Origin of the sequence: Pseudoalteromonas sp. 2CM32C (genome assembly GCF_023161925.1) — a bacterium.
GTDB lineage: Bacteria > Pseudomonadota > Gammaproteobacteria > Enterobacterales > Alteromonadaceae > Pseudoalteromonas > Pseudoalteromonas marina.
The window spans coordinates 149006-173318 of record NZ_JALNTI010000002.1 but is presented as its reverse complement, the minus strand read 5'-3'; the positions used below and the strand labels follow the sequence as shown (position 1 = coordinate 173318).

Below are 24313 nucleotides of genomic sequence, written 5' to 3'. Positions count from 1 at the left end.
TCACAAAACCCCTTCGTGTTGTAAAAGCCAGCGTTTTCTTTCGAGTCCACCAGCGTATCCTGTGAGCGTTGCATTTGCGCCAATAATTCTATGACAAGGCACGATAATGCTAATTGGGTTTTTACCGTTAGCTGCCCCCACCGCTCTTACCGCTTTTGGGTTATTTAATGCGTGAGCAATATCCCCATACGTATTTGTTTTACCGTAAGGGACATCCAGAAGTGCGTTCCATACACTTTTTTGAAATTCAGTCCCTTTAGTATCCAATGGAACATTAAATGTTTTACGCTTTTTATTAAAATACTCTTTTAATTGCAGCGCACAGCTCAATATAGGCTCATTAGTTACTTTAGCAAGAGGCACATGTGGGTAGGTTTCAAGCGGATAAAAGCCAACGTAACTCACCCCTTTTTCAGTTGCTTGAATTATTATATTGTCTATGGGACTTGTTATGTATGTTTGAATAATCATGATAGTTGCTGCCAAAGTTGAAACGTTAAATAGGAACGAAATGGAGTGCACTTTTCACTGTTAAACGAACTAGCCGCAGCTTGTGCTTTTTTAATTCCTAAATCACCATCAAGTAATATATCGGGTTGGCTTTGCCCTCTTAATTTTGCATAGTTCACAGTCCATGGGCCTATTCCTTTTAAGTCAAGCCATAAATCTAAGTCACTATTGCCAGGGTTATTGGTGCAAAACAAAGCTAAATTATGTAGCGCATTTTTGCGCGCTTGTGGCATTTTAAAAAAATGAAAGCTGCTTTGTGCTACCTGTTCGGCACTCGGAAAATACACATGGTTTACGTCTTTTTCTCCGAGCTCATCAACTAGTTTAGTGACTAAGCTATGCGCTGCGGCTACGCTTACTTGTTGTCCTAGCACAGCCCTAATACCAGCCTCAAACTCTGACCAAATACCTGGCAACCTAAGTCCGTTACACAGTGTGAATGCATTGTTTATGTTTGTATTTAAATGAGTTTCTATTAAATTAATATCAGCATCTAAGTCTAGAACCCGCCGTATGTTATTTATAACTGTTTGCAAATATTGCGTGTCGTCTATCTCTACCTTTACTTTAAAGTGATGTTTACTTTCGATAAATTCGGCAGTGAAACATCCTTTATAAAGCGTATTTGAAAACGTACGCCCGTAGCTATTTTCCGAAATCCATTCAACAGGTTTAATTAAACGTTTTTCTATAAACGAGCGTAAAGCAAGCCAATTATAAGGAGGCCTAAAAGGAAGGGTTAAGGTAAGTGACGTACTTTGAATTTTGGTATTTTGACGCAGTGCTGATGGTGTCATATTTAATTGTTTGAAAAAAGCATCGTTAAATCGCCTTGTACTTTTAAAACCTGCCGCGTATGCAATGTCGGTTAGCGATAAATGCGTTTCTTGTATCAGCTTTTTTGCAAAATGACATTGCTTAAATAAACGATATTGCGTAAGCGACAAACCAAAATGTTGTTTAAACAAACGTCTTAAATATCGGCTACTCACTCCTAACCTTTCAGCTAACTTTTCGCAATCATGTTCATCGTATTGGTCAATGAGCTGCTTTGCCCTCAAAGCGGTTGTTTTGACCCCTTGCCAAGCCGCACTTCCCGGTGCACTGTCAGGCCTACAACGAATGCAAGGCCTAAAACCGTCTTGCGCTGCATTATGAGCAAACTCATAATAAATAACATTTTTTTCAAGCGCAGTAGGCGCTGGACAAATAGGCCTGCAGTAAATACCCGTACTTTTTACCGCAACATAAAAAAGACCATCAAATCGGTGATCGCGACTTTGACGTGCTTTTTGCCAGTAAGATGAAATCATAAATAGCTCTTTTAATGAGTGACCAGCACAAAGTTTAAATAAATTTTTAACCATTGCTAGCCACAATCGGAACTTTACTATTTAGCAAAATCTATTAACTCTTGACCCGTTAAACGATAAATAATCCATTCAGTTTGGGGCTTTGCACCTATACTGTCATAAAAATCTATTGCAGGCTTATTCCAATCCAAAACAACCCACTCAAAACGACCACAATTATTGCTCAACGCCTTATTAGCTAAATGCTTCATTATGGCTTTACCAGCACCTTTACCACGGCTATCTGGACTTACGTATAAATCTTCAAGATACAAACCGTTTTTACCTAGCCAAGTAGAATAATTGTAAAAATAAACTGCAAAGCCTATAGGTTCATCGCCATCTAAACATATAATACTGTGCGCTGTGGCGCCTTCGCTAAATAATGTATCTAAAATAGCATGCTCATTTGTTTTGACCGCATCTGGCTCTTTTTCATATATCGCAAGCTCTGTAATAAAATTTAAGATAATTTTGGCATCGCTTGGCTTCGCATCGCGAATTATAATTGACTTGCTCATAGTAGTGACCCTAAGTGTGCTGCACTATTGTTAAATTAAAATATGTGTTCAGTAAGTATTTATGGTGCTGATAATGTATTACACACCATGAAATTAATGTGTGTTTTAGTATGTCATACATTAATTAGCTTAATTGATTAATAAACAAAAAATATAATTGAATTAAAAACTATTAATGTGGTTTGCTATTTTTTGCACCTGAGTTCAGCGCTATAAAGTTAATTACGACACCCGTATTACCTAAGCTGTTTTAAATATATTTAAGCTACTCTTATTCAAGCAAAAATTGATTATGCGCCCAAAACGCAGAGAGCCTATAAAGCAAGCAACAATGCAAACTTAAATAAGAATCAAAACCAATAGTAACACAATGATTTTTATAGAGAAAACTTGCAATTACTTGGTTTTACACTACACTAGCCATAATTAACAAAGCTATGGTGACATATCATGAAAGGTAATCAAAAAGTAATCGACGCATTTAATGCGCTACTCGCCAACGAGTTAGCTGCAATCGATCAGTATTTTATACACTCTCGCATGTATGATGATTGGGGTTTAAATAAACTTTATGAGCGCCTTAATCATGAAATGGAAGAAGAAAAAGACCATGCTGACTGGTTAATCAAACGTATTTTATTTTTAGAAGGTGTCCCAAACCTTACCAAGCGTCGTGATTTGCTTATTGGAAACGATGTTAAAAGCATGATGCAAAATGATTTAACACTCGAACTAGAAGTTGTTGCCTGCGTAAAAGATGTAATTGCCATCTGTGAAGAACAGCAAGACTACCAATCTCGTGCAATACTCCAAAAACTATTGTTCGATACAGAAGAAGATCATGTTTACTGGTTAGAACAACAACTTGGCCTAATTGAAAAAATTGGCTCAGAAAATTACCATCAATCTCAAATGGGTTAGCAGGAGCTAAAGTTATGAAAGGCGACTTAGAGGTAATTAAAGCGTTAAATAGCGTACTTGCTAATGAACTTGTCGGAATTAATCAATACTTTTTACATGCACGTATGTTTAAAGACTTTGGTTTTAGCCAGCTTGATAAAGCAGACTACAAAGTGTCAATTCAAAAAATGAAAAACGCCGATCGTTTAATTGAGCGTATTTTATTTTTAGAGGGTTTACCAAACCTACAAGACTTAGGCCGTTTACGCATTGGTGAAAACAGCGAAGAAATGATCGCCGCTAACATGAGCTTTGAGCTTGATACTATAGACGAACTTCGCGCTGCGGTTAAATTAGCTGAAAGTAAAAAAGACTACATTAGCCGAGAAGCACTCGACCATATTTTAAACGAGCAAGAAGAGCAAATGGACTGGCTAGAAACACAACAACAGCTTATTGAGAATGTAGGTATAGAAAACTATCTTCAATCTCAACTTTAACAACACGTTATAAGCATAAAAAAAGCAGCCATATGGCTGCTTTTTTTATGTAATATTTTTTAAAATAATTAAGCGACTTGATCTGTTATGTCTGCAATTTGAATCAGCTTGCGATTCAAAATCTTCTTAGTACAACCACAGCATTTTCCGCATTGGCTGCCGACATTAAGCTCTTTTGCCAACTCACGCATAGTTGTTGCACCATCATCAATTGTTTGTTCAATTTTTTTATCTGTCACACCGTGACATAGACAAATGTACATGATTACAAACCACTCTAATTACTTTCGATATAGTTATATTAATCTAAATAGTAATAGTTATCAATAATTTTTAGAGCATTATTTGAATTTTATTTTTAAACCCAATTATAACTTTAGGGTAACCTTTCATACAAAAATTGGTAATTCATTGTTCCCCTAATCTTTTGTCAATTTGATTTAGTATCGCCATTGATCCAAATTAATAGATTGATCATTAAAATCTAATAATTAGTGAATATAGATTAGTTTATTTGAGAGTGACTAATAAAACTTTCACTCAAAAGTGTGCACTAACACAAATATAAATCACTTGCATAAAACTACTGACTACTCAGTTAGGCTCTTTTTGAAAAAATAGAGTGTGATTTAACACTCAACAAATTTACTTTAAGGAAGCGGCCCCCTGAAGCTAAACCCTATTTTTGCAATAACAGCCTTTAGTATCTGCTACGAGTAATTTTGAGTTAAACCCAGCAACTAAGTTAGTCATAGCCGTTTCTACAAAACCACTGCCCTGTGAGCAAGCCAATCCTTCGGATAATGGCCCCGCATAAACAAACTCGCCATTCTTATCAATAATTACAGCGGCTGGCGTAGCTGGAATAACATGATGTAACTCAGCTGAATAAGGATGCTCGATAATATTAAAGCCTTTTTCGTCAGCAAACCGTTTTAGTGCGGTAATATGTGCTTTAGCCTGCTTCGCGCAACCACAGTTTTGCTCTATGACAAGAACTAAAGATGCCTCGTGTATTTGCGTATTCAACCCTAGCTGCTTTTTAAAACTTAAAAACCAACCATCCTGTAATAGTACTCGGTCACTATCAAACGATTTTAGCTGGCCAACCTGAAAATAAACTAAGCCTGATATAACGAATCCTAACCAGGCTAATATTATAAACTTTAAAAGGTGATCGTTACTTAAATTTAGCAATTGATTGCTCAAGTACATCAATACTGACGTCGATTAACTGTACTTTGTCGGTGAGCTGCTTAACAATATTGGAATCTTCGTACTGGTTTTGGCGCATTTGGTCTGTGCTATTAGCAATTTGTTCTGTATTACCAGCTTGCTCTGAAACAACTTGTGCAACCGAACTAGTACTACTCGACACCGCTTTTATCTGTTCACTCATTGCTGAAATATTCTCTTTCATTGCAGTGCTTATTTCAGTTAAATCAACAACAAAGCTCACGCACTGAGTCATTGATTGAGTAGATGTTTTACTATTTGTAACAAGGTCTTTAAGAGTCAGGCCTATCTTGTCTGTAGTTGCTTTACTATGGTTTGCCAATGATCGTACTTCATCCGCTACAACTGCAAAGCCCCTTCCGTGCTCGCCAGCCCTGGCGGCTTCAATGGCTGCGTTAAGCGCAAGTAAATTTGTTTGCTCAGCAATCCCAGATATTTCGTTTAATAAGCTTGAGATGACATCGCCGGCAGCAACGAGTTGATTAATTTGCTCTTCTGTATGATTTAACAAATTCAGTAGCTCTCTGCTTTTACTATCGGTCTGCAATACGTCGTCTAAAGCCCCTTTAGCAGATTGTGTGATGCTATCTACTTGTGTTTTCAACACTTCGCTTTCTTGCTCTACTAATTTGAAACCATGCGCAACTTGAGCACCCGAATTAGCTATATCATCTGTTTGCTGAGTTCGCTGCTGTGCACCATTCGCTAGTTGATCATGAACTTGAATTAATTCACCGGAATTGGTTTTTAGAGAATACGATTGAGTTTTAACTTGTTTAATAACGTCCGATAAGTAATCGAGCAAGGTGTTAAAACCAACAACGGCTTCACTTTGCGTGTAATCGGCTCTAAGAGATAATTTAATGTGCTCAGAGTTTTCCATGATTTGCTCAGTTGCTGAGCTAAGTGATGTTCCAGCCCGGCGCTCTCTCTCTAAAGTAATTGCTATGTAACCTACAACAAGCACTTCAACTATTGCATAAGCTGCATGAATAATCACAGTGCTAAAAGCAAGCCTATCAGGGTCAAAAACATAAAAGCCCGTATTTTGGGTTTGTAAGTAGTAGAAAGAAAGGTGATGGACCGCGACAAACAATATAGCTGTAATAAAAACGCGCCACTGAACAAAAACAATTAAAATAGGCATTAATATAAAAATTTCAAAATGCACTTCAATTAAGCCAAATGCTTGCTGTATATGCAGAAAAGAAAACATCATAATTGCAGCAGCGACTATGTGGGGTGTAATAGGGTTATTTTCTTGAGTTTTAAGTAGCCATATTGGTAATAAACACAACGGCAAACCGACTATAAATGCTTGAGTTAACGTACCAAAATAAAGGCCTAATCCTATAGATTCGACGAATAAGATGACAAAAATTACTGTTAATAAACGGCTAACACTAGACATAAAGACCCTAACTTTTAATTTTACTAATACATTTAGCTTAGTACAAATACAACCAAATAGTACCAATATTATCAATGAATGATTTAAAATTTAATATTAATAAACATTTAATTTACACTATATACAACTAACCTATTTAATTATAGGTAATATTTTCTTAAACGTAGGCGTAGCTGCAGTTTTTGTCCATTGAAATATAATAATTTCTGCACATGAAATTACCGCTCCGCCAAGCTTTAGCTGTTCTATTGCGATACTTTTATGCTCAGCATTACGAGAGCCTATTGCATCTATTACTAAAACCACTTCAAATCCATTTTTTAATAAATCAATACACGTTTGTAAAACACACACGTGCGCCTCAGTGCCCACTACAACAATCGTTTTTTTGTTAAAACTAATTAACTTATCTAAGAAGCCAGCTTCTTCACAAGCACTAAAATGCACCTTACTAAAATACGAAGCACGCGGTAAAACAGATTTAATTTTGTTGTCGGTTTCTCCTAATCCTTGGACGTACTGCTCTGAGATAAGTGTTGGTATATCGTGCACACAAGATGCCTGCGCTAATTTTAGTGTATTTTTTAAAAGACTTTGAAAATCACTAATCATGGGGGAAAGTCGCTCTTGAATATCTATGATCAGTAAAAGACTATCTTTAGCTTGTATGTTTGTTAAAACCATTTTAAGACCTCCCTAAAGCTCTTAAATAATAATAAACATTAGTTCATTGCATTAAATTTACATTGTTTTACCCAGTATTTTATTTGTAAAAAAAAATAAAAGTTGTGCTATATTTAACACTTAGCTTTACAAAGCAATACATGTTTGGAGATCGGTCATCAGTGCCAATAAGTAAATTATCCCTTTTTGTTTTATTGATAATGTTGTGTATGACCAATGCATTTGCATCGCAAAATTATGCCCAACAGTTACAACGCCTTTCTACCGATGAAGGCCTCTCACAAAATTACGTTGTAAAAATACAAGAAGATGAGATTGGCTACATTTGGATTGCTACGCAACAAGGACTAAATAGGTTTGATGGCTATAACGTTGAAACATTCGACGGTGGTTTTGAGTTAGACAAACACTATATTTCTACGGTGTTAAAAACACAAGACGGTAAGTTACTTGTTTCTACTGATATAGCTGGGGCATACCTAATAGACCCACTAACCCTTAAAACAGAAAAAATTTACTCTGGTCAACTCGATAAAGAAAAACAGATTTATTCACCTGTTGAAGCAATGGCTGAAAAAAACGAACTTTATTACTTAGCAATTGATAACCAAATAGTCACTTACAACAAAGTCACTGGAGCTTTTACACAAACAGCCGCTTTAGCTGAAAAAACTTCGTTTATTCGCGCTTTAACACTACACAATAATACACTTTTCATTGGTGCCAATAATGGGCTATATAAGTTCAACCTTGTAAGTAATCAGCTTACAGAAATACCACTTCACCCTGCCGAAAAAACAACAATAGACAACATTAATGTAAAGTTTTTGCAGGTAGATAAAGAGCTTGGCCTTCTAGTTGGCACGGTAGAAGGGCTTTATAAATTCGCATTTTCAGAAGATAACCTTGTACTCAGTTCTAAAATAACGACGCTTATTCCCGATCTTAATATCTGGGATTACATTAATTCTGACCAGGGTGAGTTTGTAGCAACAGAAAAAGGGTTATATAGTTTTAGCCGGGTAAACGGCGAAATAGAGTTCATTTTAAATTATGAAAAAAGTAAATTTAATATAAACGATAACTCAATTGACGATTTAACAATAAGCCAAACAGGAGTACTTTGGTTATCATCAAGAAGCCAAGGGGTATTCACGTGGCCCATTAATACAAGACGATTTAAAAATATTAAGTTGCCCGTCAATAATACGATAAACAAAATTCACGAAGACGAAGATAATACTATATGGTTTGGCACAAACGATGGCCTAGCTCAATACAACCCTAAAACAAAAACTACGCGTACTTTTTTAAACTCAACTGACGCAAAAGCAGTGTTTGGTTCGTCAGCAGTCTATGATATTTTTGCTTCCTCCCTTGGAAACAACCAATATTTATGGCTGTCTACATACAATGGGTTTGAATTGTTTGATAAAAGTAGTAAGCAATTAGTATCAAATTTAAGTACTAATAACGATTTACTTACTCAACCAACTGTTTTTGGTTTTGCCAAAATTGGCACTCATCAATATGCATTTGCAAGTGACAAAAACTTTTACCTATTTAACGAAAAAACGGGTGATATAAGGGTTGTTAAAGGACTTAAAAACTTTCTAGACCCGGTATATGCTTATGTGTTCCTTCCGCCAATAGAAACACACCCAAATGAACTTTTAATTAGTATGACCAACAGCCTATATAGGTATAACGAGTCAACACAAAGCTTAACCCAAATATTTCAGTCATCAAAGAATAGAGACGACATCTATTACACTGTAGATAGTTATTACCTTGACTTAAAAAGAAATGTTTTATGGCTTGCAACTACTTTTGAAGGCTTAATTGGCATAGACCCACAAAGCTATGAACGTAAACATTCTCTGGGGCTTAAAAGTTCTTTAAATTCAAATTCAATTTTGTCTTTAGTGCCTGATGAAAATGATTACCTGTGGGCAAGCTCTGAGAATGGGCTCTACAAGGTAAACCTCAACACACTTAATGTTACAAGTTTTTCTGTGAAAGATGGTTTAAGCACCAATAAATTTACAGACTACACACAAAGAAAATTGAATAATGGGCACATAATATTAGGTAGTAATGCTGGCGCGCTGCTTTTTAATCCTGCTGATTTCAATACAAAAGCAACAACTAAAAAACATAAGTTAGCAATTACAGATGTCAGTCTATTGACAAGAGAATTACCTTTTTCACCTCTTGCATACAGTAATCAACCACTCAAATTGAGTCATGATGATATGGGGTTAACGGTAAGCTTTTCTGACTTTTCTTACCCAGATACAAATAAAACGTTATATGATGTGGTTCTTGATGGCCCAACATCACTTACCTATGACAACTTAAAATCAAATCAGGTGTTTTTTACTAAACTTCAACCAGGAAGCTACTCCCTCACTATCAACGCTCATTTTAAAGATGGTGTAATTAAAGCCCAACCAGTTAAGCTGAGCATGAATGTAGCCTATGCTCCTTGGAAGTCACCCTTTGCGATATTCACCTATATTATAGTTATGTTAAGCCTCTTCGCTTTATTTTTCTGGCAATACCGTAACCGCCAAAATGTTATTCAACAAGCGCATACAGACACTATAAATTCGAAAAAACAAACAGAGCTCGCTCTTAAAAATAATAAAAGTGGAATATGGGATTTTCGATTTAAAGATGGTTCTGTAAATACCTTACGCGGCATAGAACTGGGTTATGAGAACCTTGAAGAACGAGTATCGATAGAGCTGTTTTATTCTATTATACACCCTGACGATAAGCGTCGATTTGAAACCAAATGGCAAGGCTTTATAAGCAAAAAAAGTAAAAATAAAAATTGGCAATTAACATATCGTCTCCGCCATAAAAATGGGCAGTGGTTGTGGTATCAAGACACTGGCCAAATAATTTTTGACACTCAAACAGGCAAACCTTTGTATGTATCTGGTATTTATACCAATATTACAGAGCAGCGTGCCAATGAAGAACAAGCCAAAATACTAGGTGAAGCATTTAGCCAAATAAACGATTGGTTACTGATTTTAGACGATCATTTAATGCCATTTTCAGCAAATAATAGTTTTATAAGAACGTTCTCTGATTCAGAGGAATTTACAAATATTAGCCCGAAACTATTTATAAAGTCTATTGGTAAAGAAAACTGTAAAGAGTTCGCAAAAATACTTAAAAAATTGCAACCAACTGAAAACTGGCATATTGATACGTTAATAAAAACAGCTAAAAGCAGTAAGCACCCAGTGCATATTAATGTGACTGCTGTAGCAAAAAGTACAACAGAAGTAAGCTACTATGTAATTGTTATTTCTGACCTAACAGAGCAAAAAAGAGCTGAAAATGAGCTGCGTTATTTAGCCAATTACGACGCACTAACAAAACTGCCAAATCGTAGTTTAATGTATCAAGAAATTGAGGAAGCCATTAAACAAGCCGAAAGTTCAAATACACATTGCGCACTCTTATTTATAGATTTAGATAAGTTTAAGCCAGTAAATGACTCTTTTGGTCATGCTGTAGGTGACAAGCTTCTTTGTAATATTACTGAACGGGTGAGTAATATTCTTAACGAAAATGCACAGCTTGGCCGCCAAAGTGGAGATGAGTTTTTAGTTCTTATTAAAAATGTAGAATCTCAGGACTCATTAAAAGAAACAGTTATGCTAATTAGTAAAGAATTAGCAAATAAAGTGATGATTGAAGACTTTGCGATTAATATTTCTGCCAGTATAGGCGTTGCTTTGTACCCATTTGATGCAATAACAACCGACATTTTAATTCGTAACGCAGACGTCGCTATGATGCAAGCAAAGCAAAATGGCAGGAATGGTTTTAGCTTCTTTAGCGATGAAATGAACGAACAAATAAAACAAAAGCTAATGCTCGAAAATGATTTAAAAGATGCAGTAAAAGCCGACTTATTTTTTAATCATTATCAGCCAATTGTTGATATTGAAGCAAGAACAATAAATGGTGTAGAGCTACTAATGCGCTGGAAAAACAAAGAGCAATTTGTTTCACCCGCAGTGTTTATTCCAATTTCAGAAGAAACCGGTTTAATCGAGCGCTTAACTGAGTTAGCCCTTAAACGCGCACTTATTGAATTAGCGCCACTACTGAATGACAATCCATTATTTTATATTTCCTTAAACCTATCACCAAAACATATTTTAAAGGAGAACATAACCGAACGTTTACAATGCATACTAGCAGACGCGGGTATTCTGCCAAAGCAACTGAGGCTCGAAATTACAGAGACTATATTGCTTGAAGATAAACTGAAAGCTGCTAAGCAGTTACAAAAATTAAAAGCAGCAGGATTTAAATTATTGCTTGATGACTTTGGTACAGGCTATTCATCGCTGACTTACTTGAGCCAATTCCCAATTAACGTCATAAAGATAGATCAAAGTTTTGTAAATAGTATTGGTGAGGACAAAGGAGACGAGTCAATTATTAAAACTATTATTTCTTTAGCTGAAAATTTAAACTTATATTGTATTGCTGAAGGCGTTGAAAATCGTGACCAAATGGAGTTTTTAGTTAACGCTGGTTGCCATGTGCTTCAAGGTTATTACTTTGCAAAACCAATGAGCGCCGAAGCACTTAATGAAAATAGTTGTTTTAGAAAAATTATTGAGCTTATTTGAAGCAACTAGCAAGGCATTAGAACCCCCATCCACTAACACACAGTTATAATGACCTTTGTGGGTTAGTGTTTGTTAAAACTTACAGCGGTTTAATCGCAGCACCAGGTTGGCTACTACTCCTGCACTACTCTTCGGCCTTTACACTCTGTAACAGAAAACCAAAGCCAAGCAACAAGAAGTAAACTGCCCCGGTAGCCCCCTTCGGGACTCGTTTGTTTGGCTCTAATATGCACTCTTACCTTTTAGGGCGTACACAACTCGCAGGCTCTAGGTTGAATAGATATCATACATACAGTTTAAAATTCAACCTTGAATGATTATTAACCCCTAATGAATATGATGGCATTCATGGCTTTCAATTTGCAGTACGCTACTCGTTACTCTAAACCTTTCAGCAAGCAGATTCTCTACCTTTAAGCGACATGCTTCGTCATGCTTTTCAATAGTACAGTGCTTTTTGAGTACCACATGAGCCCCCACCACTAAGCCATCGTAATTACGTGTTACAGTTACATTATGTACGTTATGTACGTGTTCTATGCTTGTGATTTCGCTTTCAATATCTGCTACCTTAGGAAGTTTTGCTTTATTTAAACGCAAACCTTTAATACAACTTATAATTACTTTAATGCCCGTAAACAATACAAACGACGCTATAAGCATACTCGATAAAATATCGATGACCGCAAGGCCTGTGAAATATATTAGTACACCAGCAACAAAAGTGGACACAGTAGAAATCAAATCAAAAAACGAATGTAAGAACACGGCATAAACATTAATGCTTGCTTTTCGTCCCTTGTATAACACCCAAGCAGCGGCACCGTGGAACAAAAAGCCCAGCCCCGCAATTACCGACATTAAGTAACTATTTATCTCAAGTTCGTTACCTTCATGCTGATGAATAAATCGCTCCCCACCTTCATATAGAATCACCAAACTAATTGCGAGATATAAAATGCCATTAATAAGCCCACCCATTAACTCAGCCCGTTGATAGCCATCATTGAAAGTTTTAGCTAAGTGAATAGCAAAACTTGAAGCAATTAAGGCAATAAATAGCGAACTATTATGCACAAACAAATGTCCTGCATCAGCTAATACAGCAAGCGAATTAGCATAATACGCGCCAATTACTTGTATGATCATAAATGAGCATGTTATTGCAAGCGCAATGAGTAAGCGCCTACGAGAAGCTTGGTGTGTTGTAATTTCGGTCATGAAATACTTGGGTTACCTATACTTAGAATGCAAGTAAGCCGCTAAAGGCTCACTGAAGAAAGGAGTAATGATATACAGTATCAATTATAATGCGTGACTCACATAAACGCACTAAAAAAGTTAGTAATATCAACAAAACTGTACTAAAACTATATTATAAGAATAAAAATCAATCGGATATGTCCTATCTTTTATAGAAAATGAGGTAACTTAAACGTTGAACTCGATTAAAGAGATCTGGAGTACATTAAAGTGTCTCCCTTTTGCTGTTTTGGTCCACGACTCAAAAACACGCAACTACAAAGCGAACGAATCCGCGTTAAACCTGTTTAATTTAAAGCAGCATTCTGACTTGAATGAAAATCACTTTGGTCACATAAAGCTAACAAGCCCTTTAAGTAAAAAAACTTTATTATTACAGAACCTTTTTGATGTTTATCTTATACCTAATGTTCAAAATAAAGTGGTGCTTGAAGTAGATCAAACAGCCTTCTTACTGAACATTAAATTTGCCAATATTACCGAGACCGTTTCAATGATCACCTTTGAAATAGAAAAACAAAAAGTCGATGAACAATATAATTTTGATGTTGTTATATCGAATATATCAGCCGATCTCATTGATATTCAAAACGATGATGTAGATAAACATATTAATTATGCATTAAAAGCAATTGGCACTGTATGCCATGCAGATCGCAGCTATTTATTTAAATTTAACGACGAAAACACACAAATGAGTAATACACATGAATGGGTAAATAAAGGCATAATCCCTTTTAAGGATTCGTTGCAAAATGTACCTAAAAGTGAACTACCCTACTTTTTTAAATTAATGAACGACACTTACCTTTTTAAAGTAAATGATGTTGCGGATTTACCAGCCTCTGCAGGTGGTGAAAAAAAGGAATTTGAACTACAAAAAATCAAATCAGTAATGTGTATTGGCTTAAGCTACGAAAAAGAACTTGTTGGTTTTATTGGTTGCGATTGTGTAGCAGTAAAACGTGAATGGACAAACCTTGATTTAATCAGAATAAAGTTAGTGGGTGAAATACTAACCAACGCGTTCAAAAATATAAACTATAAACAAAAGTTAGAACTTACTCAGCAGCAACTTATCACAGCAAATCAACAATTAAGTGAGCTGGTAAATACAGACGGCTTGACTAACATAGCTAATCGTCGATGCTTTGATCAAACTATAGATGACGAAATACAACGATGCGTTCGTTACCAACAACCCATTAGCTTACTTATTTGCGACATCGACTTTTTTAAAAAATACAACGATAGTTATGGTCATCAAAAAGGGGATGAGGCATTAAAACAAGTTGCTGAAACACTGCAAAATTTATGTAAGCGCCCCGGCGATCTAGCAGCTCGATATGGTGGTGAAGAATTTGCACTTATTTTACCCTGTACCAATACTGATAATGCATATTGCTTTTCCACTCTAATTCAAAAAGAAATAGCCAAGTTGGGCATAGAGCATAAATATTCAGAAGTAAGTGATATGCTTACGTTAAGTATTGGTTTTTATAGCCTAATTCCTAACACAAAAACAATAGCAGAAGACATTATTGCAAAAGCAGACGCTGCTCTTTATAACGCTAAAGAAACTGGTCGAAATAAAATTTCCGAGAGCCCCCCTCGATAATATGTACTTCTTAAGTGCCCACTTTTTGTAGGTAATTACATTGAAAAGTGGTAGTCTTTATTAGTTTAAAATTAAAACAACACACCATTTTATGATTAATTATTATAAGGAATATTTAAATGGATCCAGTGTCACAAATCCTCGATGTCGTATTTACTGTTGAGGCATTTTTACTCATATTTGTTATTGTGCTTCTAAAAAGCAGTGTTAAATTTGTCCCTCAAAATAGAGCTTGGCTAATTGAACGTTTTGGTAAATACCAATCAACCAAAGAAGCCGGCCTTAATTTTATTATTCCGTTTATCGATAGAATATCTGCCGACCGCAGCTTAAAAGAACAGGCGCAAGATGTACCATCTCAATCAGCTATAACAAAAGACAACATCTCGTTAATTGTAGATGGCGTATTATACTTTCGAGTATTAGACCCGTACAAAGCTACCTATGGTGTTGACGATTATACATTTGCGGTTGTTCAGCTTTCGCAAACAACAATGCGTTCAGAGCTTGGTAAAATGGAGCTAGATAAAACTTTTGAAGAGCGTGACCTACTAAACACAAATATCGTAGCTGCAATAAACCAGGCATCTGAGCCATGGGGTATTCAAGTACTGCGTTACGAAATTAAAGATATTGTGCCACCGAACTCGATTATGGAAGCTATGGAAGCACAAATGAAGGCTGAGCGTGTAAAACGTGCTCAAATTTTAGAGTCTGAAGGTGACCGTCAAGCAAATATAAATGTCGCTGAAGGTAAAAAGCAAGCACAAGTGCTTGCTGCAGAAGCAGATAAAGCTGAGCAAATTTTACGTGCAGAAGGTGAAGCTACCGCAATTACAACCGTCGCTGAAGCACAAGCCAATGCACTATTAAAAGTCGGTGAAGCCGCTGATACAGAGCAAGGGCAAAAAGCGATTCAACTTGATTTAGCAACTAAAGCCATTTCGGCTAAAGAAGCCATTGCACGTGAATCATCTGTTGTTCTTCTCCCTGACAACGCAACAGATGCAAGCTCAATGGTTGCGCAAGGCATGGCAATCATTAATAGTTTAAACAAGCAAAATAAAGGTTAACACCTAAAGAGGTTTGTATGGATTTTATTATGCAAAATTTACCACAAGCACTTATGGTGCTTGGTATAATTGCCTTAATAATAGAAGTAGCCGTGCTGGGTCTCTCTACTATTATTCTATTATTTTTTGGCTTATCACTACTGATAACTGGTTTTTCAATGAGCATAGGAATATTACCTGACTCATTAACAACTGCACTATGGAGTAACACAGTGGTAACGGCTATTTTAGCCATTGGCCTGTGGAAACCTCTAAAAAAAATGCAAAACCGTGTGGATACAAAGCCCGTAACAAACGATTTTGCAGAGCTTACGTTTACCCTAGATGACGACGTTACCGATCAAGGGTTAACTACGTATAATTATTCAGGTATTAGCTGGAAATTAAAAAGTGAGCAAACAATTACTGCAGGCACTCGCGTATACGTTATGAAAAAAGATGTTGGCGTAATGTGGGTCAAACCGGTTTCACAGTAATTTATAAGCTAATTATAAAATAACGGGTGGCTCGAGTTGCCCGTTTTTTATTCCGCTAATTTGAATTGTCGTCCCTTGTATATTTTGTAAGTCCTTATTAGACTCGCATAATGCTGAAGTGACAAATAGCAGCTCACCTTGTTTGCCGCCAAATGCTGTACATGTAGGATTGAGGTTTTTTACTTTTATTGTATGAATTACTTCTGCATCAGGCGATAAACACATAACACAACCCATTCCCCATACCGCTAACCACAAGTTACCAATACTGTCGATAACGCAACCATCGGGATCTACATCGGTGTTATTAAATTGATAGAATACCTTTGCCGAGCCAGCAACTTCACCTGTATTAACATCAAGGTCAAGAACATAAATACAGCTTGTAAAAGAGTCACAATAGTAACCACGAGAGCGAGCTTTATCAAAACACAAACCATTAGGAATGGTTAAATCAGTCACAATGCAATCTAGCTTTTTATTGTAATAGCGGTATATCTTGCCCTGCCCTTTTTCGGCAGTCATATCCATTGTACTTAACCAAAAACCACCCCAGGGATCGGCACGACCATCGTTTGAGCGCCTATTCGTGTCGCCACTTTCAAGTTCCGTAATTAACTGAGGTATTTTACGCTTTATATTGTAACGATAAATCCCAGATTCAGTTCCTAAAATTAAATGCTCTTTATCTTGCCAAGCTATAGCTGTCACTATAAAAGGCATTTCAACCGAGTAAGCATTTGCTGGTTTACCGAGTGAGCGACAAAATAGCAGTTTTTTATTGATATCAACCCAGAAGAGTGTTGCCAACATTGGGTGCCATAGCGGACTTTCGCCAAGCCAATTTTGCGTATTATTAAATAAGGTGATTTTAAAATCGCTCATTATAGAGTTTATTTACCTTTTAGGAGCAAACTATGACCTTAGTACAATTATTCGCAGTACAAGGTTCTTAAATAACGGGCTCGAAAGCAACAACGGCTAAATTATGCTGACTTACGTTCGCGATATAATAACTATAACAATGTCAATTTATGCAAAAATATTGACGCATATTATCCATCTTAATATTGCAGTATCAGTAACCCTTTTAAGGTTTATTATTAACATAAGCTTAAAGCCTAACATTAACAAAAAATATAACTCAGTGCGATGTAATTACAGCCATAAAATTTCTAAAAATAGTATGCCGATTAATTAATATATTAACTACCAACATATTTATTAAATTAAATGTCTGATTTTTTTGCTTTTTTATTATTGAATTAACTTTTAATAGGAATGCAACTTATTGATAATATGTGTTTTATAAGTCGCCCTCACTCGCCATAGTTGGTAACATAAAGTCAGATTAAAAGGAGTTACAATTATGGCTAAAAATATAAAACATGCACTTGTAGTCGAAGGTGGCGCAATGCGCGGTATATTTGCTGCAGGCGTCCTTGATGAATTTTTATCACAAAATCATCAGCCCTTTGATTGTTACTTTGGCGTTTCTGCAGGAGCAACAAATGTAGCTGCATTCTTATGTAAGCAACCCATGCGAAACTACAAAGTAATAACAGATTATTCATGTAGGCCGGAGTTTATTAATCTGGCTCGGTTTTTAAAAGGTGGTCACTTATTTGACCTTGATTGGTTATGGGAAGAAACTATTCGTGAAATTCGTCTACAAACCGAAATATTTGAGCAAAACCCACAACCGTTTTATATTGTTACTACCGCTATAGATTCAGGTAAAGCCTATTATTTAGAAGCAACAAACGACAATATGGTTGAGCAATTAAAAGCATCCTGCGCAATTCCTATTGCATATCGTGATTACCCGATTATAAATAACACACCTATGACGGATGGTGGAGTTGCAGACTCTATTCCTGTTATCAAGGCGTATGAAATGGGGGCGCGCGAAATAACGGTTATCTTGTCACGTTCACGAGGGTACAAAAAAAAAGCGACAAAAACGTCTTGGCTCACTAAACAAATTTATAAGGGTTATCCTGCACTCATAAATGCAGCATTAAATAGAGCTGACGTTTATAATAAAAGTATCGATTTTATAGAAAACCCACCCAGCGATTGTATAGTTAATATTATTGCACCACCAAAGCACTTTAAAGTGGGCAGAACCACCAAATCGTTTAATATTTTAAATAACGGATACCAAATGGGCATAACTGAAGCGCGTGCATACTTGCAAGCAGTCTAAAATAAACAATTAAAGAAAATACTTTAACCGCCGATATTAATTTAGTCAGGAGAAAAATATGAGTGAAAAAATAAATGACGATGCACTTCATGCTCTTAAAATAGCGTTTACATATATGCCAAAAGCTATTGAAGTGACTAAATATGAATATGGTGAGCGTTATCAAACGGTCCTTGATCATATAGAAGCCGTAAGAGAAACACTGCTGATAAACGATGTTGATCCAGAAGAAGTTGATGGAGATATCAACCCAGAGTACACACCTAACTCAACATACTAAATTAAAAATTAGATAACGTGCACACAGATACGCTAAATCTATATTTTAATCAAATCGTTTTTTTGTATTTAGTTGCCGAGATAGTAATAGCTTTTTATCACTTTTTAACGTTATTCTAAGCTTGCTAAATAAAGTTTTAAAAAATTAATACCATAGGGTTTTTCTATTGAATTTTCTTAGGCAATTTCACGACATAGTCTCTGATCAAAGTTTATCATTTGACAACAAAACGCAAAAGCTATTAACGTTTGGGCTTAACGTTTTTAATCTTGATTTAGCTATCATCAGTAAAGTTGAAGACCAGTGTTACACTGTTTTATATGCGGTTACCCCCAACAATGATCTTGCTATAGGTACACAATTTGACCTACAAGGTACTTACTGCACACACACCCTCAAAGCAGGCTCAGCCCTCGCTTTTCACAATGTATCTCAGAGCGAAATTGCAGACCACCCTTGCTTTGCTAATTTCCAACTGGAATCCTACATTGGTGCTCCTATTAAAGTAGGTAATAAAGTGTTTGGAACCGTTAACTTTTCTTCTGCTGCTTCATCGCCTGTTTTTACAGACCAAGCCTATGACTATATAGAATTATTTGCACAATGGTTAGGTGCGGAATTTGCCAGAAGCCAAACAAAAGATCGACTAATAAAAAATAGTAATAGCCTTATTAAACTTGAAAGTGTTGCGAATATAGGAACATGGGAAGTCGATATTGCTAATAATAAAATTTATTGGAGCAAGCAAACCAAACTAATTCATGAAGTTGATGAAAACTATCAACCTATTATGGAAACAGCAATTAACTTCTATAAAGAGGGATCTAGCCGAGAAAACATTGCCAAAGCTGTAGAGTTAGCCGTTAGCAAAGGTGAAAAATGGAATCTAGACCTTGAAATTGTTACTGCAAAAAATAATAACATTTGGGTATCGACCTTTGGAGAAGCTGAATTTGAAGGCGACACCTGCGTAAGGTTATTTGGCACGTTTCAAGATGTAACAGAGTCGATGACACTTCGTGAAGAACTTAAAAGCAAAAAAGCAGAGGCTGAACGCTTACTTTTTGATAGAAGCATGCTTTTTGCAAAAATTAGCCATGAACTTAGAACGCCACTCAATGGTATTACAGGCATGCTCACCACCTTGATAGATGAGCATGATGAAGAAAAAAGAACAGAAAAAATTAAAGTTGCGCTACGCAGCTCAGACATATTATTGAATATTATTAATGAGGTTCTTGATTTCTCTAAAATTAATCATGGCGAGCTTAAGCTTGAACCAAATAATATTTTATTAAAAACTGTCTTCACCGACCTTTTCTCTCTCTATACCCCTTTATTTAATGATAAAAACATAGTGTTCGAAGTTAATAATGAGATAGCAGATGACTGCTGGGCCTATTGCGATAACACCCGATTAAGCCAAATCACCTCTAATTTATTAAGCAATGCGTTAAAATTTACAGAGCAAGGTTTTGTAAACTTAGACACGTTTTTAACAAAAAAAAATAATGCGCTTGCCCTTAATATAAATGTAACCGATTCTGGCAGAGGGATGACAGCGGCCTTTCTAGAATCACTATTCTCTCCTTTTACGCAAGAAGTCGATGCTAAAAATACAAAAGGCGGCACAGGTCTAGGCCTAGCAATTGTAAAAGAACTTGTGGAGTACATGGGCGGAAAAATTGAAGTTACTAGCGAAGTTAATAAAGGCACTACATTTTCAGTTTATATTCCAATACCCCGAGGTGAAGAGCAAGCACTTGAAAATAAACCGCTCGCTAACATTGATTTAAACACAAGCGAGTTATCTGTGCTTGTTGTTGATGACAACGACATCAATAGATTAGTGCTTAACGCATCCCTAAATAAGCTTAATATACACCCCGACTTTGCGGTTGACGGTCAAGACGCTGTTTTAAAGTGTAAGCATAAGCCGTATGACCTTATTTTTATGGATTGTATTATGCCTATTTTGGACGGTTTTGAAGCAACTAAGCAGTTAAGAGAACAAAAAATTTGCCCTACTAATAAAACGTATATTGTTGCATTAACTGCTAATACATCGTCTCAAGACAAACTTGCCTGTAAACAAGCCGGCATGGATATGTTTATATCAAAACCTTTTAAAATGTACTCACTTGAGCTCGCTGTCGCATCAGCAATAAAAACCGTTAAACCAGAATTACATTAAATGTACCTGACAATAAGTTAAAGGAAATAACAATGAAATTAATAGCTCGAACCATTTTGATTACTATTTTAGCCTTATCACTTTATACCGGTTATTCGTCACAGGATTGGGAGTCAATCATGGTAATTTTAATTGTTAGTAGCTTTTTGCTACTACTTACCTTTGTCACTGCAAACTCAAAACAAGGTGCAACCACATATAATACTGGCACAAATTACTCTGATAATAATTGCAGCGGTTCAGATTCTGGCTGTGGTGGCGGTGGCGATTAACCTATTTATATATGATTAATTACGCCATAAAAAAGCCGCCTTTGGAGAGGGCGGCTTGGGTTAACAAACAGCGATGGGTGTACCTTGCTGTTATATCAAGAGAGGTTTTGCACGTTAAGCAGCTGTTTTGTCTTGCTCGCTTTCTTCGCTGTTGCGAATTAAGTAATCAAAAGCACCTAAACTTGCTGTTGCACCGCTGCCCATGGCAATAATAATTTGCTTAAATGGGGTATTTGTTGCATCACCTGCGCCATAAACACCTGGTAATGACGTAGCACCTTTTGCATCAATTAATATTTCACCAAATTTACTTAGCGCTAAGTCACTAATTTTTAACCACTCAGTGTTAGGAATTAAGCCTATTTGTACAAAAATACCCGCTAGAGTAAGTGCCTTGCTATCACCTGATACTCGGTCTGTGTAAGTGAGTCCTGTTACCTTTTTACCATCGCCAAGTACTTCTGTAGTTTGGGCGTTTTTAATAATAGTAATATTATTTAAGCTTTTCGCTTTGCGAATAAGTACTTCATCGGCGCGAAGTGTATCTGCAAATTCAAGCACTGTTACGTGCTCAACAATGTTCGCTAAATCGATTGCCGCTTCAATACCTGAGTTACCACCACCAATCACTGCGACAGGTTTACCTTTAAATAAAGGACCATCACAATGTGGGCAGTATGCTACACCATGTCCACGGTACTCTTGCTCACCGGGTACGTTCATTTCGCGCCAGCGTGCGCCGGTTGCTAAAACAAGCGATTTAGCTTTTAAAGTAGCCCCGTTTTCAAGCGTAATTTCGTATTTGTTATTAACGCGCTCAAGCCCTGCTGCACGTTGGTTATGCATTACATCAACATCGTACTCTTTCACATGCTCTTCAAGCTGTGCAACAAGTTTTGGCCCTTCAGTGGCTTTAACAGATATAAAGTTTTCAATAGCTAATGTGTCAGCAACTTGCCCACCAAAACGTTCAGCTACAACACCTGTATTTAAGCCTTTACGTGCAGAATAAATTGCAGCTGAGGCACCCGCAGGCCCACCACCAACTACTAGTACGTCAAATTCATCTTTTTCACTCAGTGCCGCTGCTTGGCGTGCTGCACCTTTACTATCTACCTTGTTTAAAATGTCAGTTAGGCTTAATGCACCTTGGCTAAATGGTTCGCCATTTAAATAAACAGCCGGTACAGCTAAAATGTTGCGCTCTTCTACTTCCTCTTGAAAGATTGCGCCATCAATCATGGTTGCTTTAATTTTGCTATTCGTCGCGGCCATTGTATTTAGCGCCTGCACTACTTGCGGGCACGTTTGACAGCTCAAGCTAATGTAGATTTCAAAATTAAGTTCTTGATCGAGTGATTGTATCTGTTCAATGTCTTCGCTTTTTGCTTTACTTGCATGCCCGCCAGTGTGTAAAAGCGCCAACACTAAACTTGTAAATTCGTGTCCCATCGGTACGCCTGCAAACGTAATGTGGGTATTTTTAACTGGTGAATATACAACCATAGATGGGCGTCGTGCGCTGGTATCTGGGTTGTTAACTACCGTAAACTTATCGCTTAATGATGCTAAATCATTTGCTAAGCCTTCTACTTCTGTTGATTTTTTGCTGTCATCCAAGGCAATAAGCAGCTCAACAGGTTGAGTAAGCGATTCGAAATGGCTTTTTAATTGATTTTTAATGTTGTTATCTAACATGGCTTAACCCTTTTTAGGAAAATTTAAACAGCAAGCCTCCCATGCCAATTAATGCATGTGCTTAATCATCAAATTGAGATAGGAGGCACCAATAAACGAATATTTATTGGTTTAAGGGCAGTTACCTGCCCTTACAGTTGAGGTAATCTATACTTAGATTTTACCAACTAGGTCTAGTGAAGGAGCAAGTGTGTCTTCACCTGGCTGCCAAGATGCTGGACAAACTTCACCGTCATGAGTTGCAATGTATTGTGCGGCTTGTACTTTACGCACTAGCTCTTTAGCGCTACGGCCAATACCTAAATCGTGAGTTTCAATTACTTTAATTTCACCTTCAGGGTTCATTACAAACGTACCACGAAGTGCTAGGCCATCATCTTCAATCATAACGCCAAAGCTGCGAGTAATACGGCCTGTTGGGTCGCCAATCATCGGGAATTTAATTTTACCGATTGTGTCTGACGTATCGTGCCATGCTTTATGAGTAAAATGAGTATCAGTTGATACTGAGTAAACTTCTACACCCATTTCTTGTAGTTGCTCGTAGTAATCAGCAACATCGCCAAGTTCAGTAGGACATACAAATGTGAAATCTGCTGGGTAAAAGAAGAAGATTGACCACTTACCAAGTACATCTTTTTCAGATACTTCTACAAAATCACCATTGTGGTATGCAGTTGCGTTAAAAGGTTGAATTTTTGTGTTGATTAATGAAGTGCTCATAGTATTCCTCATTTATATTTAATGTTTTAATTTAAGTTACCAAGCAAAGCGAAATTTATTGGCTAACCTTGCTGGCTTGATTAATACAATAAGCCCATCGATAAATTAAATAAAATTGATTGTTTAGATTAAAACAATCGATTTTTAGGATGAAACTAAATAATAACTAGATTCGTAGTTAATTTATTGCAACTTATCGGTTTGCGCGCGTAAGGCTGATACAATTGCCTCGCTTACTATTAAAAATACTCAGGGCACACTGTTATGAACAAGTTTATCAATCACATCCAATTAGGCTATCTTGGCCTAATACCATTTCTAGCCTGTTTAGCGTGGCCGCTGATGCTCGGTAGTAACAATGTTAACTTAGAGTTTTTTACGTTTTATAGCATTGCTATTCTTGCTTTTATGGCAGGTAATATTTGGCATGCCGGCCAGCAAAGCTATGCTGATGCAATAAAAGCGGTACTACCTGTTATTCCGGTACCATTTTTAGCATTTTTACCTGTTGAATGGGTTTTAGGGTGGTTATCGCTGAGTTTTTGGCTTGTTCTACTTTTTGAAAAATCAACATCACAGTGGCAAACCTACGACAAAGACTATCAAAAAATGCGCTTTGTGCTGACGTCGGTCGTGTTTGTATGCCACATATTTATTATTGGTATGAGTATTTACCCAAAATAGTAGCTATTACCTTAAATATTGCGCGGTAATAATGTACCATCC

Annotated in this window: 22 protein-coding genes; 11 read left to right on the top strand and 11 right to left on the bottom strand. The window is 36.6% G+C overall.

Annotation, left to right across the window (positions count from 1 at the left end; genetic code table 11):
* From MTF67_RS04655 to MTF67_RS04645, 3 genes are all read right to left on the bottom strand, one after another.
* Nucleotides 1-471 carry a methylated-DNA--[protein]-cysteine S-methyltransferase gene (locus MTF67_RS04655; protein ID WP_248518847.1) on the bottom strand — a complete coding sequence of 157 codons (471 nt, stop codon included), beginning with the start codon at nt 469-471 and terminating at the stop codon, nt 1-3.
* Entirely contained in the window at nt 468-1823 is a 1356-nt protein-coding gene (locus tag MTF67_RS04650; protein ID WP_248518846.1) for an AlkA N-terminal domain-containing protein, read from the bottom strand. Before MTF67_RS04650 ends, MTF67_RS04655 begins: the two co-directional genes overlap by 4 nt.
* Nucleotides 1824-1900: 77 nt before the next feature.
* Complete coding sequence (locus MTF67_RS04645; RefSeq protein ID WP_006791632.1) at nt 1901-2383, bottom strand: GNAT family N-acetyltransferase; 483 nt, start codon at nt 2381-2383, stop codon at nt 1901-1903.
* A 450-nt stretch (nt 2384-2833) separates the two neighbouring features.
* Here MTF67_RS04645 and bfr (MTF67_RS04640) point away from each other — a divergent pair, with 450 nt between their 5' ends.
* Together bfr (MTF67_RS04640) and bfr (MTF67_RS04635) are read left to right on the top strand one after the other, a co-directional pair.
* Nucleotides 2834-3304 (top strand): bacterioferritin, encoded by a 471-nt coding sequence (gene bfr, locus MTF67_RS04640; protein WP_006791631.1) that lies wholly within the window; start codon nt 2834-2836, stop codon nt 3302-3304.
* A gap of 14 nt (nt 3305-3318) precedes the next feature.
* Nucleotides 3319-3783 carry a bacterioferritin gene (gene bfr, locus MTF67_RS04635; RefSeq protein ID WP_006791630.1) on the top strand — a complete coding sequence of 155 codons (465 nt, stop codon included), beginning with the start codon at nt 3319-3321 and terminating at the stop codon, nt 3781-3783.
* Between the two features lie 68 nt (nt 3784-3851).
* Here bfr (MTF67_RS04635) and MTF67_RS04630 read toward each other — a convergent pair whose 3' ends face one another.
* The 4 genes from MTF67_RS04630 to MTF67_RS04615 all read right to left on the bottom strand — a co-directional run bounded on the left by MTF67_RS04630 (nt 3852) and on the right by MTF67_RS04615 (nt 7114).
* Nucleotides 3852-4046, bottom strand: coding sequence for a (2Fe-2S)-binding protein (locus MTF67_RS04630; protein ID WP_006791629.1), 195 nt, complete (start codon nt 4044-4046; stop codon nt 3852-3854).
* Nucleotides 4047-4455: 409 nt separating this feature from the next.
* Nucleotides 4456-4998 (bottom strand): DUF6436 domain-containing protein, encoded by a 543-nt coding sequence (locus MTF67_RS04625; protein ID WP_052242890.1) that lies wholly within the window; start codon nt 4996-4998, stop codon nt 4456-4458.
* Complete coding sequence (locus MTF67_RS04620) at nt 4964-6430, bottom strand: methyl-accepting chemotaxis protein (RefSeq protein ID WP_248518845.1); 1467 nt, start codon at nt 6428-6430, stop codon at nt 4964-4966. The genes MTF67_RS04625 and MTF67_RS04620 overlap by 35 nt, the downstream gene beginning before the upstream one ends.
* A 132-nt stretch (nt 6431-6562) precedes the next feature.
* Nucleotides 6563-7114 carry an isochorismatase family protein gene (locus MTF67_RS04615; protein ID WP_006791626.1) on the bottom strand — a complete coding sequence of 184 codons (552 nt, stop codon included), beginning with the start codon at nt 7112-7114 and terminating at the stop codon, nt 6563-6565.
* Nucleotides 7115-7323: 209 nt separating this feature from the next.
* Between MTF67_RS04615 and MTF67_RS04610 the strand changes: the two genes are divergently transcribed.
* Nucleotides 7324-11781: an EAL domain-containing protein gene (locus MTF67_RS04610; protein WP_248518844.1), complete on the top strand. Its 4458-nt coding sequence runs from the start codon at nt 7324-7326 to the stop codon at nt 11779-11781.
* 327 nt (nt 11782-12108) lie between these two features.
* On the opposite strand, the gene MTF67_RS04605 is transcribed toward MTF67_RS04610, so the two are convergent.
* Nucleotides 12109-13002 (bottom strand): cation diffusion facilitator family transporter, encoded by an 894-nt coding sequence (locus MTF67_RS04605; RefSeq protein WP_006791624.1) that lies wholly within the window; start codon nt 13000-13002, stop codon nt 12109-12111.
* A gap of 217 nt (nt 13003-13219) precedes the next feature.
* Between MTF67_RS04605 and MTF67_RS04600 the strand changes: the two genes are divergently transcribed.
* The 3 genes from MTF67_RS04600 (at nt 13220) to MTF67_RS04590 (ending at nt 16211) form a co-directional block, all read left to right on the top strand.
* Nucleotides 13220-14662 carry a diguanylate cyclase gene (locus MTF67_RS04600; RefSeq protein WP_248518843.1) on the top strand — a complete coding sequence of 481 codons (1443 nt, stop codon included), beginning with the start codon at nt 13220-13222 and terminating at the stop codon, nt 14660-14662.
* 119 nt (nt 14663-14781) lie between these two features.
* A complete protein-coding gene (locus MTF67_RS04595) occupies nt 14782-15735 on the top strand; it encodes a slipin family protein (RefSeq protein ID WP_006791622.1) in 954 nt (317 codons plus the stop codon).
* A 17-nt stretch (nt 15736-15752) separates the two neighbouring features.
* Nucleotides 15753-16211 carry a hypothetical protein gene (locus tag MTF67_RS04590; protein ID WP_006791621.1) on the top strand — a complete coding sequence of 153 codons (459 nt, stop codon included), beginning with the start codon at nt 15753-15755 and terminating at the stop codon, nt 16209-16211.
* Between the two features lie 12 nt (nt 16212-16223).
* Here the strand turns inward: MTF67_RS04590 and MTF67_RS04585 are convergent, their stop codons facing one another.
* Entirely contained in the window at nt 16224-17096 is an 873-nt protein-coding gene (locus MTF67_RS04585) for an SMP-30/gluconolactonase/LRE family protein (RefSeq protein WP_248518842.1), read from the bottom strand.
* A 484-nt stretch (nt 17097-17580) separates the two neighbouring features.
* Here MTF67_RS04585 and MTF67_RS04580 point away from each other — a divergent pair, with 484 nt between their 5' ends.
* The 4 genes from MTF67_RS04580 to MTF67_RS04565 all read left to right on the top strand — a co-directional run bounded on the left by MTF67_RS04580 (nt 17581) and on the right by MTF67_RS04565 (nt 21166).
* Nucleotides 17581-18420 (top strand): patatin family protein, encoded by an 840-nt coding sequence (locus MTF67_RS04580; RefSeq protein ID WP_248518841.1) that lies wholly within the window; start codon nt 17581-17583, stop codon nt 18418-18420.
* Between the two features lie 58 nt (nt 18421-18478).
* The gene (locus MTF67_RS04575) at nt 18479-18700 is read left to right on the top strand and encodes a hypothetical protein (RefSeq protein WP_006791618.1); all 222 of its coding nucleotides are present in this window, start codon (nt 18479-18481) and stop codon (nt 18698-18700) included.
* A gap of 166 nt (nt 18701-18866) precedes the next feature.
* Nucleotides 18867-20894, top strand: a complete 2028-nt coding sequence (locus MTF67_RS04570) for a GAF domain-containing hybrid sensor histidine kinase/response regulator (RefSeq protein ID WP_248518840.1) — start codon at nt 18867-18869, stop codon at nt 20892-20894.
* A 32-nt stretch (nt 20895-20926) separates the two neighbouring features.
* Nucleotides 20927-21166 (top strand): hypothetical protein, encoded by a 240-nt coding sequence (locus MTF67_RS04565; protein ID WP_248518839.1) that lies wholly within the window; start codon nt 20927-20929, stop codon nt 21164-21166.
* Between the two features lie 114 nt (nt 21167-21280).
* Here MTF67_RS04565 and ahpF read toward each other — a convergent pair whose 3' ends face one another.
* Together ahpF and ahpC are read right to left on the bottom strand one after the other, a co-directional pair.
* Nucleotides 21281-22864 (bottom strand): alkyl hydroperoxide reductase subunit F, encoded by a 1584-nt coding sequence (gene ahpF, locus MTF67_RS04560; RefSeq protein ID WP_248518838.1) that lies wholly within the window; start codon nt 22862-22864, stop codon nt 21281-21283.
* Nucleotides 22865-23017: 153 nt separating this feature from the next.
* Nucleotides 23018-23587 (bottom strand): alkyl hydroperoxide reductase subunit C, encoded by a 570-nt coding sequence (gene ahpC, locus MTF67_RS04555; protein WP_004587118.1) that lies wholly within the window; start codon nt 23585-23587, stop codon nt 23018-23020.
* Between the two features lie 264 nt (nt 23588-23851).
* On the opposite strand from ahpC, the gene MTF67_RS04550 reads away from it, so the two are divergent.
* Entirely contained in the window at nt 23852-24271 is a 420-nt protein-coding gene (locus tag MTF67_RS04550) for a DUF3429 domain-containing protein (RefSeq protein WP_248518837.1), read from the top strand.
* The last annotated feature ends 42 nt before the right edge of the window (nt 24272-24313 follow it).

Excerpts from the sequence above, each read along its gene's own strand:
- MTF67_RS04625 (WP_052242890.1), bottom strand. The coding sequence starts at position 4,998 with ATGTACTTGAGCAATCAATTGCTAAATTTAAGTAACGATCACCTTTTA.
- ahpC (WP_004587118.1), bottom strand. The coding sequence starts at position 23,587 with ATGAGCACTTCATTAATCAACACAAAAATTCAACCTTTTAACGCAACT.
- ahpF (WP_248518838.1), bottom strand. The coding sequence starts at position 22,864 with ATGTTAGATAACAACATTAAAAATCAATTAAAAAGCCATTTCGAATCG.
- MTF67_RS04585 (WP_248518842.1), bottom strand. The coding sequence starts at position 17,096 with ATGAGCGATTTTAAAATCACCTTATTTAATAATACGCAAAATTGGCTT.
- MTF67_RS04630 (WP_006791629.1), bottom strand. The coding sequence starts at position 4,046 with ATGTACATTTGTCTATGTCACGGTGTGACAGATAAAAAAATTGAACAA.
- MTF67_RS04550 (WP_248518837.1), top strand. The coding sequence starts at position 23,852 with ATGAACAAGTTTATCAATCACATCCAATTAGGCTATCTTGGCCTAATA.
- MTF67_RS04590 (WP_006791621.1), top strand. The coding sequence starts at position 15,753 with ATGGATTTTATTATGCAAAATTTACCACAAGCACTTATGGTGCTTGGT.
- MTF67_RS04605 (WP_006791624.1), bottom strand. The coding sequence starts at position 13,002 with ATGACCGAAATTACAACACACCAAGCTTCTCGTAGGCGCTTACTCATT.
- MTF67_RS04620 (WP_248518845.1), bottom strand. The coding sequence starts at position 6,430 with ATGTCTAGTGTTAGCCGTTTATTAACAGTAATTTTTGTCATCTTATTC.
- MTF67_RS04645 (WP_006791632.1), bottom strand. The coding sequence starts at position 2,383 with ATGAGCAAGTCAATTATAATTCGCGATGCGAAGCCAAGCGATGCCAAA.
- MTF67_RS04615 (WP_006791626.1), bottom strand. The coding sequence starts at position 7,114 with ATGGTTTTAACAAACATACAAGCTAAAGATAGTCTTTTACTGATCATA.
- MTF67_RS04650 (WP_248518846.1), bottom strand. The coding sequence starts at position 1,823 with ATGATTTCATCTTACTGGCAAAAAGCACGTCAAAGTCGCGATCACCGA.
- MTF67_RS04575 (WP_006791618.1), top strand. The coding sequence starts at position 18,479 with ATGAGTGAAAAAATAAATGACGATGCACTTCATGCTCTTAAAATAGCG.
- MTF67_RS04655 (WP_248518847.1), bottom strand. The coding sequence starts at position 471 with ATGATTATTCAAACATACATAACAAGTCCCATAGACAATATAATAATT.
- MTF67_RS04610 (WP_248518844.1), top strand. The coding sequence starts at position 7,324 with ATGACCAATGCATTTGCATCGCAAAATTATGCCCAACAGTTACAACGC.
- MTF67_RS04565 (WP_248518839.1), top strand. The coding sequence starts at position 20,927 with ATGAAATTAATAGCTCGAACCATTTTGATTACTATTTTAGCCTTATCA.
- MTF67_RS04595 (WP_006791622.1), top strand. The coding sequence starts at position 14,782 with ATGGATCCAGTGTCACAAATCCTCGATGTCGTATTTACTGTTGAGGCA.
- bfr (WP_006791630.1), top strand. The coding sequence starts at position 3,319 with ATGAAAGGCGACTTAGAGGTAATTAAAGCGTTAAATAGCGTACTTGCT.
- MTF67_RS04580 (WP_248518841.1), top strand. The coding sequence starts at position 17,581 with ATGGCTAAAAATATAAAACATGCACTTGTAGTCGAAGGTGGCGCAATG.
- bfr (WP_006791631.1), top strand. The coding sequence starts at position 2,834 with ATGAAAGGTAATCAAAAAGTAATCGACGCATTTAATGCGCTACTCGCC.